The following is a 15,462-nucleotide window of genomic DNA, read 5'->3' on the forward strand; positions in this document are numbered from 1 at the left end:
CGCCGCGTAAAAGTCACCTATCCCGTCGTAGCGGGGTAATAGTCACGTGTGTACCGTACCAAATCATTCTCCTCTCAAAAAAGAAAAACAGTAAGTAATATGAGAGAAACCTCTGGAAGGCGCCTGATGCTTATCCCCTCTGATTGTCGGATACAAAATCCTCTCCACATAGAAGCAATTAAAAAATTGTCACACACTACTGTGTATGCTTACCATATAAAACTTGATGTAGTAATTATGATGTAGCAATATTTTGTTAGTCCTTGACATGCCTTTTATTCACCAATACAAGCTACTGACATTATTCCACGATAATCGATCCATAATTTTGTATTATTCAAATGCAATGATTGGTTCAGATAACACAAAAATTTTAAATTTTATTTGCTATCAATTTATTTTGTTGACGAAAAGAGACAAAAGTTAATTAATTCAAATCGCAAATCGCGAAAAATTGAAGACAAAGCAATAGCAAATGGCGCGCCCGGAGGGATTTGAACCCCCGACCAACCAGTTCGAAGCCGGCTACTCTATCCAACTGAGCTACGGGCGCTCGGCTGGAGCAGCATCTTACCATAGTAAAAGAAAAACAGCGAGGCCATAACTTGAAATATTCAACTTCATGCCTCATATAGCCAAGTAGTGGTCCGATAATTTTCGTTTCAATATACTAAAGATAGTAAGGAGCAAATCAATGACTAAAACTATCCAGCAGCAACCTCGCGGCGGCCTTCTAGGTCACTTACAACAAGATATTAACCGCCTATTTGAACCTTTTGGATGGACAACTGAAAATGAACTATGGGATACCTTCTCCAGTGAGTGGTCTCCCCGTGTTGATATTAAAGATAAAGGTCCTCATTATCTTATTTGTGCTGATGTCCCGGGTGTTGATCCAAAAGAAATTGATGTCTCAATGGAGAACAATATATTAACCATCAAAGGTGACAAAGAGACAAAAGTCGATGAAAAAGATGAAAACTATTTACGCGTGGAACGAACCAAAGGTTCATTTATGCGGCGGTTTAGTTTACCTGAATCGGTAGATTCGGAACGTATTAAAGCAAAAAGCAAACATGGTGTTCTAGAAATTACCATCCCTAAAGCAACGAGAAGCACCTCGAAAAAAATAGAGATTCATGAATGAAATTTTTAAAAAGTCAATTCATGAATAAAAAAATGAGAGGAGAAGAAGGAGATATAATGAAAAGCGTGTAGTAGAATAGAAATACTCACCGAATAAGCCAATAAAATGGAGAATCATGCAGAGAATTGGGCGCTTTTAGTTTGGTCGTCGTGGTGGTTCTCCATAGTCACTCGAGCAAATAGGATCTGGTTCTATGGGTGTGTTAGTCGTGTCATTCTTGTCGCATTCTCAGGACGATAGTGGGAATTTTGTGGAGTGTGCAACATGCTCCGAGTTAACCGGTTAGGAATACTAAGATCCTGCTCGAAGATTTCTCTCGAGATTACCCGATTAAGAGCCTAAACTTGGGAGAATGTGGCGTTTTTTTGACTTCCTGCCATGCCATAAATGTTAAGGATATCATTTAGTGATCGAGCATAATCCATTTAACTTCTAGCTTCACATTACGCTGGGGACAATCACTTACTGCTCCTATTTTCATAACATTTGCCAAGCTATAATTTAAGAAAACTATCTTTGCGCTTATATCGTGTGCATGAAAACAAGAGGTTAGAGCAAAAAATACATTCTGGATTTGTCATTTGTCAATGGTATTATGTTCCTAACGTTTTAGATATTTCTTTAGATATCTCTATCCGATTTTTGTTTTTATAAGTATGGTAAGCGTCGTAAAACATTATTCTCATAATATATTATTCTGCTCCTATTTTATTCTCTCCATTCTCGCTCTAATGATCATCGAGTGAATGTAAATAATTTCTATTTTCTCCAATCTTACGTCAATTAGAGTGCAAATAGTACATTAAACAAACGGCAATTTTCCTGTTTTGTTGAGAACTTCTTCTTACACTTTTTACACTTTTATTTTTGTATTTAGGGATATCCCTTTTTATGCAAGGAATATGATACTGTATCTTACATAAGTCCACTCTTGTAGCCTCACACAATCTAGCAAAATAGTCTCAAAGCTTATACCCTCTTAACGGAACGGCGCATCGCGAAGCAGACAGAAATAACAATAAAAGTGATTAGAAAAATCTACTATCTATCCAAGGAGTATTCTTTTCTCTAATTTTATCGTACAATATTGTTTGCCGAGCATAGATTCGTTACGGGCCTTCTCTTCAAGTGACAGTTCCTGACATTCTTGCAAAAGCATTTTTATTTCTACAACCGAGGAAAAATGACGATGAGTCAAAATAAGATCTATGTAGGGAGCCTGTCATACGACGTGACAGCTGGAGACCTTCAATCCTTCTTTGGCCAGTATGGTGACATTGAAGATGCCAGAGTAATTATGGATCGTGATACAGGCAAATCTAAAGGTTTTGCTTTTATTACTTTTGCTAACCATAACGCAGCACAAGCTGCATTACTTGCAGACGGAACAGAAATGCAAGGGCGTAAAATTCGAGTTAACATCGCACGAGATAACCCAAGCAGTAGTGGTCGTGGTGGCCGTGGTCGTAATGGTGGAGGCAGAAGTTCATATCGTTTCTAGGCATGCTTCATCAAGAACAGCAAAGCGGGAAAGTTTTCCTGCTTTGCTTTTATTATTATCATTCACAGTTCTAATTTTCTTTCATAGGCATTGCGAACCTTGGGATTACTTGTGTTGGAATTTTAAGACTACTAAGATAGTCCAAAAACATCGCTTGATTAATTATTTTAATACTAATATTGCATCAACAATAATATCAACTAATCGATGTGGTAACAGTATTTTAGAGGAGATCTATGCCTATAATATAAATAAATGACGCGCCCGGAGGGATTTGAACCCCCGACCCCTCGGTTCGTAGCCGAATACTCTATCCAACTGAGCTACGGGCGCCCATCGAAATATTCGAGACTATAGACTCTCGCACTTTTATGCCATGCTGTGTGATGATAACATCAGCTAGTTATTTTGTTGCGTCATGTAGTCATGTAATAGCGTAAACTCCATATAATCCACAACGAACCACCAACTAGGACGAACAGAAGCACCAATGTAAATACAAGCGACATAAGATACATTAGGTTTCGTTCACTTTTACCATTCAATTGTAAGAAACAAATAAGCTGAACAATAAATTGCAGAACAGCGGAGATGAATACGATAGCTAACACTACGCTAACAGAAAATTTCGAATATAGTGTCGTAAAAAAAGAAATCAATGTCAAGATGACACATAAAATTACCCCAAAGAGGTAGACACTTAGTTTCTTTTTTCCTATATCGTCGTAGTACGTATCTTCGGCAAGTATTTCATTCATAAAATAGCCTCCATTAGATAAACAATTGTAAAAATAAAAATCCAGATGATATCGAGAAAATTCCAAAATAATCCCAGATAAATCATTCGTCTTTTCATATTCCTATCGATTTTAAAAATCGGCAGTTGAATCATTATAATTAATATCCACAATAAACCCACCGAAACATGGAAACCATGAGTGCCTACCAGTGTAAAAAAAGCAGAGGCAGCACCACTAATATGCCAATTATACCCATTTGCAATCAAATGGATAAATTCTTTAATCTCCATCACGACAAATCCAGCACCTAAAATGAAAGTTAAAGTAAGCCAAAATATTACAGGTGGTAATTTATTTTTATTAATATTAAATATGGCGAGATAATAGGTAAAGTTACTCGCTAACAAAAAAAAAGTTTCCCAAAGAATATAAAACAAATCGATTAGCGGTTTTAAAGCTGGACCTACGACACCTGGGTGATGCAATACCACAAAAGTAGCGAACAACGACGCAAACAAAATGCAGTCGGTCATAATATAAAGCCAAAAACCGAAAACATCCATTGTGTCAGCATGGTGATGCTGATCCGTAGCCGATGTATGTGCGTTCATAGTAATGCCTCTTCATAATGAAGCAATTCGGTTTTTTTTATCGTCTCAGCTTTAATGTAGTAATACGTATCCCGATTAAACGTTCTAGCAACTACTGTGGCAATAACGCCAATGATGCCGATAATCATAGGAATCCACATGTGCCAAACTATAGCAAATCCAAATACTCCAGCAAACATAGCAATTACAAAGCCTGCTGGAGTATTTTTCGGCATATGAATATCTTTGTATTGAACCTGTTCGGGATGCACTCTCCATGAACATCTTTCTTTTTTCGCTTTCTGCTTATTTTCCCAAAACTGATCCCGCTCTTCAACTCTAGGAATAAAGACGAAATTATATAAAGGCGCCGGAGAAGAAACAGACCATTCTAATGTTCTAGCATTCCATGGATCACCCGTATTATCTCGCAATATATCACGATTTTTTATGCTCACAATAATCTGAATAATTTGCAATATGATGCCAATCATAATTAATGTTGCACCGAATGCGGCTACAATTAAATAAGGTTGTAAATAGACATCGTTATAATGATTGAGTCGTCGCACAACACCCATGAGACCCAAAAGATAAAGCGGCATAAAAGCAGCATAAAACCCAGCTACCCAAAAAACGAAGGACCACTTACCTAATCGCTCATCCAGACGAAATCCGAATGTTTTTGGAAACCAATAAATCAATCCTGAAAAAAATCCAAAGAGCGCACCGCCAATAATTACGTTATGAAAATGCGCCACTAGAAAAAGACTATTGTGGATCTGAAAATCAACTGGTGGCACCGACATTAAAACACCGGCTACACCACCGATAGTGAAGGTAATAAGGAATGCAAATACCCATAACATGGGTGTTTGCATTCTAAGTTGGCCCTTGTACATGGTAAATAGCCAATTAAATATTTTTACACCTGTTGGTATGGCAATAATCATCGTGGCGATACCAAAAAAAGCGTTAACATCTGCTCCGCTGCCCATTGTAAAAAAATGATGAGCCCAGACAACAAAAGATAAGAATGTGATAACTACGGTAGCATATACCATTGTCCCATAACCAAATAATTTCTTTTGACTGAAAGTAGCCACTACCTCAGAAAAAACTCCAAATGCGGGTAAGATTAAAATGTAAACTTCTGGGTGCCCCCATGCCCAAATTAAATTGATATACATCATCATATTGCCACCGGCAAATTGACTGAAAAAGTGCATCCCTAGCAGACGATCTAATGCCAATAATGCTAATGCAACCGTGAAAATCGGAAAAGCTAAGCTGATCAAAATCATCGAGCTAAAGGTAGTCCAAACAAAAATAGGCATTTTCATAAAAGTCATGCCAGGACAACGCATTTTAAAGACAGTGACAATAAAGTTAATGCCACCCAAAAGGCTTCCCACTCCCGCAATTTGTAACGACCAAATAAAATAATCTACTCCCACCGTCGGACTATAATATAACTCAGACAATGGTGGATAAGCTAACCAACCTGTTGCGGCAAAATCACCTACAACTAAAGAAATATTACAGAGCATAGCTCCCATAAAAGTCATCCAAAAACTAAAAGAATTAAGATAAGGGAATGCAACATCCCTTGCGCCAATCATCAACGGCAATACGATATTAGCAAGACCAAATACTAGCGGCATGGCTACGAAGAAAATCATAATAACGCCATGTGCTGTGAAAATCTGGTCGTAATGTTCTGGAGTCAAATAACCCATATGAGTACCAGCTGCAATAGCCTGCTGAGAACGCATCAATACCACGTCTGAAAAACCACGTAACAACATTATGCCAGCCAGAAGTACATACATAATGCCGATCTTTTTGTGATCTACAGAAGTTATCCATTCATGCCAAATGTAAGACCACTTCTTAGTAAAAGTGATAACAGCCAGTATGCTCATGAGAGCCAATACCATAAAAATACCAGCACCCATGATAATTGGTGTATGAATTGGGATATCAGTGAGTGACAATTCACCAAAAATAAGTTTTTCTAACATTTCTGATCCTTTACACTTTAAATAAATTAAAAATAATCAATATCCTGATGACCTATGTTCCCACTACATAAACACACCCGTGGTTTGTTTATACTTCATGATTATTTCTGGAAATAATTTGGGAATAATCGCTGAATAATAATGTACAGGTTCATTGATAGAAGGTTGAATAAGATTCTCATAAACGGGAACCGTTAGTGATCGTTTTGATTGCTTAATTTTCATAAACCAATCCTGTAATTTATTCGGCTCAACTACTTTTACTGTAAAATGCATGCTGGAAAACCCATCACCGTTGAACTGGCTATCAAGCCCAACATAAGTACCATCTTTCAATGCCACCAAATGTAATTGAGTTTGCATGCCTGCCATAGTATAAATTTGGCTACCTAATTGTGGAATAAAGAAAGCACTCATCGGCACATTGTCGTTGGTTAACTGGAATTCAACTTGTTGACCTTTGGCAATTTCAAGGTAATTAACGGTAGCAATATTTTGTTCAGGATAGATAAAAAGCCATTTCCATGGTAATGCAATTACCTGAACCAATAAAGACTTACCAGGAATATCTATTCTACGATAAGGATCAAGTTTATGGGTCATAATCCACGTCATAACCCCTAAAACAAGAATGACAGCACAAGGAACACTCCACCAAATAGTTTCCAAAAGAATACTATGCCCCCAATTTGGACGGTAATCCGACGTGCTTTTTCCCAGACGATAACGTAAAATAAAACTAAAACTCATGATAAAAACAGGAATCACGACGATCAACATTAAGGCCAATGAATCAAAAAAAATATTTTTCTCTTCAACTGAAATCATTCCTTCAGGTTTTAACATTCCAGTCATGATGGCATGGCAACCTGTCAAACTAATACCAGCTAAACCAATCAATATAAGCAGGGAAAATTTTATTAATTTTTTCAATTTTTGATTACTGATTTTTTTTTCAATCATCACGCTTTTATCTTAAAATAAATCATAACTCATTCAATTCAATAAAAACAATCTGTGCCTACTTACAAATAGCAATATGTTTTCCTACACTAATCTAATATATTGCCAATATTATCAATAGGTAACAAGGAAAACCACACATCAAGAAAACATTGTCCTGTTTCACATATTTTTTTCTATCGCTAATTTGGACTCATTACCATGAGTCTCTCGATAAAGATTCTTTTTAATTAAAGAATGTTCAAGGAATGATAAGCATATGGTTAATAATGCATTTGCTAATTATGAGGTAGAGTTTTACCTATGATTTTCTATTGGTCCTTTAGCTTTTATATGATGCAACAGTTTAACACCTACTAGATTGAATACTGTAGTAACTACAAATTGGCCTGTTTAATCATCAATACCTATTCTGTTTATAAGTTCTTATAATAGACTGATTATCAAATTTTTTAAAATACTAACAAGCTACCTCATTGTAATTAGTTGCCCAATTTCATGAGTGTTACTAATCATGAGTTTAAGGTCGGTTAGGATAGTGCTTAGCTAAGTTCTTTACAATAGTTGGAGAAGCCTCACAATAGCAGAGAACTTAGAAAACCACTTCTCATTTTGGTAATCAAACTAGATGACTGTTCTTACTAAGTTGGATGAATTTAGAATTACATAATCGTTATTATTTATACTACCTTTACAAACACTTTCTGTTAAAAAATTATTTTTCTTATACTTCTTTACTAAAGCTAAAAAAATAATCATTTAAAAAATGAATAAAACAAAAAATGAATCAAAAATGATACAAGCATGCGTATTTCCGTTTGGGGTTCAAAAAAATTTAGAGAATTTTAAAATCGATTAAAAATAAATACCACAAAAATAGTCTGAAATTATATAGTACGATGTTAGCTTTGAGATTGGGTTATTTGTTATTTCTTCTAGCTCTGTAAAATATATTTTATATATCTTCTGCGAAAACCTCAATTTAATTATCCGCTTCTTCCTTTCAAAACCAGACATAAGAAACTACTTTGTCAGTTGTGTTGTATCGTTCTAGCTCAATTACTAATTCTTTTTGTTTAGCGATGAAAACAGGTTCGCATTCTCTGGAAAAAGTATCTATAATATTTTCTGTCTATAAATTTTACTTACAACTATAGAAATAATTAAGTAAAAATATAATCTTCTATTTTAATAGAGATAACCAGTATACTACTAAAGCAGAGACTAAAAAAGACTGAATCAAATGTGGTATTTGTATAGAATGGGTCGAAAAGATTTTCACAATTTAATAATGCAAAAATCTCCAACCAGTGCTAAACCAAACGGGATGAATAAGAAGGAAAGGTGATGATCATGAGATTGAATAGTGAACGACCAATTCTAATGCATTTGTAGATTTCCAGAAACTAACTGAATATTTTACGAATATAATTAATTAAATAGTATAAGAGATCTTAATAGCTTAAGCTATTATCGGAGAGACAGGGATTCGAACCCTGGAAGGAGTTACCTCCTCAACGATTTTCAAGACCGTCGCATTCAACCGCTCTGCCATCTCTCCTATTAATTAAATATCCAAATCACTTTGATGCTATAATTTTCTGTAAGAAGAGTTTTCTTTTGCCTAAAAAGTTATTCAGTCCTCTACCTCATGTTATTATCCATAACCTCTATTTCTATAACTATTGATGTTAATACATTAATGTCAATAGTCTCTAATATGCTCTGTACTTCACAAAGGAAAAATATTAAACAAAATTAGAAGAGTAACAACAAACACTATGTCGACGTTGATTATAGCATCCTATCAGAAACCAGTATGAGGTAGATTTCAACCAACGATCATCCGAAAGTCGACCTTTATTCATTTATTATCCTTTGTTATAGATATAAATATGTACAACAAAGATAGCACTTATTCAGTAGCTACGTTTATTCAGTAGCTACCGTACTCAAACAAAAGACAGAGAGCAAAAGCCTCCTAATAGCTGCTATTTTGAACATAGGCATCTTCTGAAGATGCCTATATGATAAACCAGTGAAGCCTATATATTCTAATATATATCGGTGTACTAGCAACTCATGCGCAAAGCATATATCTTAATGTTTTGTCTTGTTTTTTTTGAATCTCATCAAAAAATCAAAAATAATTAATCCCGCCCATATAATCTTTCAACACATCCGGCACTCGAATACTCCCATCAGCTTCCTGGTAATTTTCCATCACTGCAGTTAGCGCTCGGCCAACAGCAAGTCCCGAGCCATTTAGGGTGTGAAGTAATTCTAACTTCCCTGTCGCTGGGTTTCTCCAGCGTGCGCGAATACGACGTGCCTGAAATGCCTCACAATTGGTGCAAGAAGAAATTTCTCGATAACAACCCTGACCTGGTAACCACACTTCTAGATCGTAAGTCTTTGCTGCTGTAAAACCCAAGTCACCCGTACATAATTCTACCAAACGATATGGAAGTTGCAATAACTGCAAAACTTCCTCGGCATGACTTGTTAATTCTTCTAATGCCTGATAAGAACTATTAGGCTTGACTAACTGAATAAGTTCTACTTTTTGAAATTGATGCTGACGAATCATGCCACGCATATCTTTTCCATACGACCCCGCCTCACTTCGAAAACAGGGCGTTTGAGCCACTAGTTTTTTTGGCAATACCTCAGCCTCAATAATTTCATTACGTGCTAAATTTGTTAATGGTACTTCTGCAGTTGGAATAAGAACCAGATCCCAATCACCTGCTATACTAAATTGATCCTCACGAAATTTAGGCAATTGCCCTGCCCCATACAAACATTCTTCATGAACCAGATAAGGCACATATATTTCCTGATAACCATGCTGTTCAATATGTAAATCCATCATAAAATGTGACAATGCGCGTTGTAGTCGAGCTAAAGTACCACGTAACACTACAAAACGAGAGCCTGACAGCTTAGCTGCCGCTTCAAAATCTAAATCCCCCCGCAATTCACCTAAAGTAACATGATCTTTTGGTGTAAAATTGAAGGTTCTTAAAATTCCCCATTTACGTTTTTCTAAATTATCATTCTCATTGATGCCATTCGGAACTGAATCGTGTGGCAGGTTAGGTAAGGATAATTGAAAATTAGTAAGCTTCCTCTGTGTGACTTCAAGTTTGATTTTGTACTGTTTTAATTCATCTCCAAGATATACAACTTCAACCATTAAATCAGTGACATCCTCACCCCTAGATTTAGCCATTCCAATCGCTTTAGACAATTGATTTCTTTTCTTTTGGAGTGTTTGCGTTATTTTTTGATAACTCTTACGATTTTCTTCAAGCGCAAGAAAAGTTTTTCTATCTAGTTTAAGACCACGACGACGTAATTTGCTCACCACTTTATTTAAATCTTGACGTAACAATTTAGGATCTAACATAATTTCCTCGAAATCATGGCTCGTCTTCATTAAAAAAGACGGAATGCTGTTACCAGCAACGAACGCACAAAAGAAGGCACTACACTAATACACTAAAATTCCAGACAAAAATACAATACAATAAATAATAAATAAGTGAACTAAGAATTTTTTGATATTGACTATTGACGGAAATCATTTTTTCCGTTGTACCCATTGTTATGTTAATTAAGTAGAACTAATCCGGTTCGTCTTGAGTTTTGTTTCTAATTTTCTGCCCAATAGTGGTTATGCCCGATTAGTTAATCATCAAACAAGTATATTTATCGTAAATTGCATCAAGTTTATCATGAGCATAGTATAAAGAGCTTCATCAGTTGAGTTAGCCAACTGATGGCGGATGTCACGTTGTGATCATGATGTAAGGCGAAGTATTAGAGAATCTGTACTACCAATGCCTTAATCTTAACCACATGCATAAACATTTGCACTACATTAAACAGGATCGTAACCTCATCCAAAACAGCATGCAATAAAACGCCACATCATAGTCTGAAACTTCATATCAACTGTATGGAATGTTAAAACTATAATTGTGAAAACACCCACAATGATTATTAAAACATCACAACATTTTGGTTACGGTTTTTTTGGTAGGTTAGTTTTTTTAACTATCCTATTATCTTTAAATATCTTGATCCAATCTTCAATAATCTTATAAATCTTACAAGTGTACAATAAGTGTTGAAGTTGTATGGGAAAACATACGATGATCGAGAATCAAACGAAGTGCACAACGTCCAATGTACCTCATTGAATTAGTATGTTCTGTCATTGTTTAATGATGCTGGTACTTTAGAATGTGGATTAGAAAACTTTGTTACACTCCTCGCCTCTCCAATTCTTCCCCAATAAGGTCAGGCGCTGGATAAGTTCATGAATTAAGTGACTTTGTATGTCATGTAATTTTGTTATAAGAATTATTGCAGGAAGCAGTAGCTAAATTAACTAAAATAAAAATGGCATCTACATTTTTCATTTTGCAGTTTGTTGTTGTTCTAGGCAAGATGATGAAATTTATTTAAAAACATTCTCTCTCATTCCTTACACATACTAAGATTAGGGATGGAAAAATTAGAGATGGCAAAACAGGAAACAGCCAATGCATGCTTGGATAAAGTATCGCAAACATTGGTTATGTTATTAACTTTCTTAACCATACTACTACCTTTCTTTATATAAGGACTTGAAAGCATCGGTTTCACAATTGCTACTTCACTAAAGTATTTATGCAAATTGGATTTACCACTGTGATTGGGAAAGTGTTGTACTGGTTTAACTTTCTCAACACGCTTGTATTTTGCAGGAAAGTTCATTTTCGTATAGTGAGTGAAGAACTTGTATTTGACTTGGTGACATACTGTTTTTATCTGTTAGTAAAACATATGATTCTCTTTTCCAGACATCAAATCAGCTTTATGATACTTTAAAAATCATAGAACTAACTGAAAATTTTCCTAAAAGATTTCCATATCTCAATACACCGGATGATAAAAATTAGAGACAGCAGAGCGGTAGATAAAGATAAGATACGATTAGAGTCTTTTTTTGACATTGGCTTTATTCCATGTCATAACCTTTGCATTTTAGTTTGTTTTAGTTCAAAGTCAAGAAATATAAAACATATGAATAAGAAAAATATTTTTTACGCTCAATCCGGTGGAGCAACAGCTGTAATTAACGCTACTGCCTGTGGAGTCATCCAAACGGCTGCAAAATATCCTTATCAAATCAACAAAGTGTTGGCTGGACGTAATGGTATTGTTGGTGCCCTCAAAGAAGAGCTTATCGATACAAGTTTAGAATCTCCTGAAGCCCTCGCTGCCTTACGTTATACTCCTTCTAGTGCGTTTGGCTCCTGTCGATATAAACTCGCTGATATTGATAAAGATTGCCGACAATATAAACGTCTGATTGATGTTTTTAAAACTCATCATATCGGATATATTTTTTATAATGGCGGAGGAGATTCACAAGATACAACGCATAAACTCTCACAATTAAGTAAAGCAATGCACTATCCAATGGTCTGTATTGGCATCCCAAAAACTATCGATAACGACTTGCCTTTTACAGATAGCTGTCCTGGATTTGGTTCAGTTGCTAAATATGTTGCTATTTCCACGCAGGAAGCAGCACTCGACATTCGTGGTATGGCGGTGCATTCCACTAAGGTCTTTATTCTAGAAGTTATGGGTCGGCACACAGGTTGGATCGCTGCTTCTGCAGCACTGGGAAAACGACAATCCAATGATCCTCCTCATATCATTTTATTTCCCGAAGTGCCTTTTCAAACAAAGGTTTTCCTAGCCAAAGTCAAGAAATCTATTGATAAAGAAGGCTATTGTGTCATTGTTGCTTCTGAAAGCATTCGCCATCCTGATGGTCATCTCATTGCTGAATCGGGATTACGTGATGCATTTGGACACGAACAATTAGGTGGTGTTGCTCCAGTTTTAGCGAGACTAATCAAAAAAAATCTTAATCTTAAATACCATTGGGCCGTAGCCGACTATTTACAACGTGCTGCACGACATATTGCTTCACAAACAGATTTGGATCAAGCTTATGCATTAGGGAAGGCGGCTGTAGAATATGCGCTCTCCGGACAATCTGATGTGATGTTAACGATTCAGCGAGAAAAAAATGTCCCTAATTATCAATGGAGCATCGGCACAGCTCCCCTATCAGCTGTCGCTAATATCGAATGTAAAATGCCACGTAATTATATCTCTGACGATGGTTTTGATATTACTGAACCCTGTCGTGCCTATCTAGAACCCCTTATTCAGGGTGAAGCCTATCCTCCATATAAGAGAGGGATGCCAGATTATATTACTCTAAAAAACCATCTACTCAAAAAGAAACTCAAAGAAGCTTTTGAGATATAAGCAATTAATTCGATAAACGATGACAACGAAGAATTTGAGTTTTCTATCGTTGAGAACACCATAATGGGGTACATACGAGAGCAAACACAGTCGTGCAATAGAACACAACAAGGTTTTTAAAAGGTTTTTAAATCGTTTTCTTTCTTCCTTTTCTTATTTAAATACTCTATTTAAATACTTTGATTTTACTGATTATGCACCATGCAATGTAATGCAATTACATGGATAAATAAAGTCTGTTCATAAAGATATTTGTGTGAGTTTTCCTTTTAACATGTACTGTTTCACATGATAGCATGAGCAATAAGAAAAAATTATCGCCACCATTTTATATGGTGACTTATCTTTTCCCTAGTATTATCAGAAATATCACTCATTTAAGTTCATGTTTCATCTTGCTTTATTTAGCTTGTCGTATAAAGCTTGATACCGAATCTAACACCATAAACAGTGCATGGTAAGACAAAGAAATACAAAAATATCACTAAGTCATACGCATAACTTATATTCTTGCGCCAATACAAGCTAAGTATTATCATTAAGAGTTGGTAATTGTTTTCCGGCTAGTTTAAGAGATAGTTGGAGAGGATGTTTATAGTTTTTTGTACAATTTTATGAAAACATATTCCAGGAATGTGATTTATCTAACTGATGAACTTAATCTTTGGTTGAATGATGGAAAACAATTACTGATCCGGTATGCAAAGTGGTTAATAGAAAAGTAATGACAAAATTAAAGGAGAAAATTATGGCATTAATCCCTTCAACAACGATCCCCTTAAATACAAAAGCACATCAGTTTGAGTTAGTTGATACAGTGAGCGGCAAAACAATGTCACTCAATCAATTAAAATCAGACAAAGCAACGGTGATTATGTTTATTTGTAACCACTGCCCTTTCGTTCAGCATATTCAAGGAAAATTAACTGAAATTGCTAGAAGATACCAGACTAAGGGTGTTCAGTTTGTTGCTATTAATTCCAACGATATTGCAAATTATCCGGAAGATGCTCCTGAAAAAATGAAGGAGGTTGCGGAAAAGTTCGGCTATTCCTTTCCTTATCTTTTTGATAAAACTCAAGAGGTGGCAAAAGCTTACCAAGCTGCATGTACTCCTGATTTTTATATTTACGATAAAAATCTTGTTTGCGTTTACCATGGTCGTTTCGATGCTTCGAGTCCTGGTCGAAACACTCAAGTTACAGGTGAAGATTTATGTCATGCGCTTAACAACCTTCTGACTGGAAAACAGATAAACCCTGATCAAAAACCTAGTCAAGGTTGCAATATAAAGTGGATAAAATAATTTATATTAGGATATATAGCGAGTGTTTGTAAATAATAACTTGTTGTTAAATTGCGTTTTTACTGCAGTATTTCGTCTACTATCGGATTAACGAAATATTTTGATTGTAATTGTCATATAGTCCACCATTAATAATAACAGTGACCATTGTTACCAGTTTTAGCTAGTAAACCGTTAAGTTATATTTATTAACTAATAAAAGCTTAGAGATTATAAGATAATGATCATCATGTTTCTATGTTTCTAGTAAATCCACATATACCATAATCGGTTCAGCATATGGTTTATGTTAATTGTCATACATATCCTATGGTTACCACCCCTATGTGATATTTTTAAAATGAGCTGAAATGTAGATCTTTTCAAAGATACTTTACATCTACAATTTCATATTTCATTGATCCCTCAGGAGCATTAACTTCAATAATATCTTCAATATATTTGCCAATTAGGGCACGAGCTATTGGGGAAGTGACAGAAATTTTATTTTCCTTTACATCAGCTTCATCAACTCCTACAATTTGATAGGTAACTTGAGTTTTCGTTTTTAAATTCAATAAGGTAACTTTTGATCCAAAAATGACTTTCCCCCTATTGGGAATTTTAGAGATATCAATAAGTTGACAATTGGATAATTTTGTTTCGATTTCCATGATTCGACCTTCGATGAAAGATTGACGTTCACGAGCAGCATGATATTCAGAATTTTCCTTAAGATCACCATGGGCACGTGCTTCAGCAATAGCTGCAATGATTTTCGGACGCTCTATCATTTTTAAATGCTCAAGTTCTAATCGCAATTTTGTAATGCCGCTAATCGTAATAGGGACTGTCACTTGTATCACCATC

General features: G+C 35.5%; 10 protein-coding genes and 3 tRNA genes. 4 read left to right on the forward strand and 9 right to left on the reverse strand.

Features of this window, described 5'->3' with window-relative positions; translation table 11 throughout:
- Positions 1–476 precede the first annotated feature (476 nt).
- Positions 477–553: transfer RNA gene (locus CEAn_RS02075), tRNA-Arg, on the reverse strand.
- A gap of 141 nt (positions 554–694) precedes the next feature.
- Here CEAn_RS02075 and CEAn_RS02080 point away from each other — a divergent pair.
- Complete coding sequence (locus CEAn_RS02080; RefSeq protein ID WP_211923582.1) at positions 695–1,147, forward strand: Hsp20/alpha crystallin family protein; 453 nt, start codon at positions 695–697, stop codon at positions 1,145–1,147.
- 1,189 nt (positions 1,148–2,336) lie between these two features.
- Positions 2,337–2,648: an RNA recognition motif domain-containing protein gene (locus CEAn_RS02085; RefSeq protein ID WP_211923583.1), complete on the forward strand. Its 312-nt coding sequence runs from the start codon at positions 2,337–2,339 to the stop codon at positions 2,646–2,648.
- A 259-nt stretch (positions 2,649–2,907) separates the two neighbouring features.
- Here the strand turns inward: CEAn_RS02085 and CEAn_RS02090 are convergent.
- The 7 genes from CEAn_RS02090 to serS form a co-directional block, all read right to left on the reverse strand.
- A tRNA-Arg gene (locus tag CEAn_RS02090) sits at positions 2,908–2,981 on the reverse strand.
- 83 nt (positions 2,982–3,064) lie between these two features.
- Positions 3,065–3,406, reverse strand: a complete 342-nt coding sequence (locus CEAn_RS03720) for a cytochrome o ubiquinol oxidase subunit IV (protein WP_369804507.1) — start codon at positions 3,404–3,406, stop codon at positions 3,065–3,067.
- Positions 3,403–3,999, reverse strand: coding sequence for a cytochrome o ubiquinol oxidase subunit III (cyoC, locus tag CEAn_RS02095; protein ID WP_211923584.1), 597 nt, complete (start codon positions 3,997–3,999; stop codon positions 3,403–3,405). Before cyoC ends, CEAn_RS03720 begins: the two co-directional genes overlap by 4 nt.
- The gene (cyoB, locus tag CEAn_RS02100; RefSeq protein ID WP_211923585.1) at positions 3,996–6,002 is read right to left on the reverse strand and encodes a cytochrome o ubiquinol oxidase subunit I; all 2,007 of its coding nucleotides are present in this window, start codon (positions 6,000–6,002) and stop codon (positions 3,996–3,998) included. Before cyoB ends, cyoC begins: the two co-directional genes overlap by 4 nt.
- Positions 6,003–6,065: 63 nt before the next feature.
- Positions 6,066–6,965: a COX aromatic rich motif-containing protein gene (locus tag CEAn_RS02105; protein WP_211923586.1), complete on the reverse strand. Its 900-nt coding sequence runs from the start codon at positions 6,963–6,965 to the stop codon at positions 6,066–6,068.
- A 1,474-nt stretch (positions 6,966–8,439) separates the two neighbouring features.
- Positions 8,440–8,526, reverse strand: a tRNA-Ser gene (locus CEAn_RS02110).
- Between the two features lie 579 nt (positions 8,527–9,105).
- Positions 9,106–10,377 (reverse strand): serine--tRNA ligase, encoded by a 1,272-nt coding sequence (gene serS / locus CEAn_RS02115; protein WP_211923587.1) that lies wholly within the window; start codon positions 10,375–10,377, stop codon positions 9,106–9,108.
- A gap of 1,664 nt (positions 10,378–12,041) precedes the next feature.
- On the opposite strand from serS, the gene CEAn_RS02120 reads away from it, so the two are divergent.
- Complete coding sequence (locus tag CEAn_RS02120; RefSeq protein WP_211923588.1) at positions 12,042–13,307, forward strand: 6-phosphofructokinase; 1,266 nt, start codon at positions 12,042–12,044, stop codon at positions 13,305–13,307.
- 748 nt (positions 13,308–14,055) lie between these two features.
- Positions 14,056–14,613, forward strand: a complete 558-nt coding sequence (locus tag CEAn_RS02125; protein ID WP_211923589.1) for a thioredoxin family protein — start codon at positions 14,056–14,058, stop codon at positions 14,611–14,613.
- 362 nt (positions 14,614–14,975) lie between these two features.
- Here CEAn_RS02125 and greA read toward each other — a convergent pair whose 3' ends face one another.
- Positions 14,976–15,461: a transcription elongation factor GreA gene (greA, locus tag CEAn_RS02130; RefSeq protein ID WP_211923590.1), complete on the reverse strand. Its 486-nt coding sequence runs from the start codon at positions 15,459–15,461 to the stop codon at positions 14,976–14,978.
- Position 15,462 lies beyond the last annotated feature (1 nt).

Origin of the sequence: Coxiella endosymbiont of Amblyomma nuttalli, from assembly GCF_018107685.1 — a bacterium.
Classification (GTDB): Bacteria; Pseudomonadota; Gammaproteobacteria; order Coxiellales; family Coxiellaceae; genus Coxiella.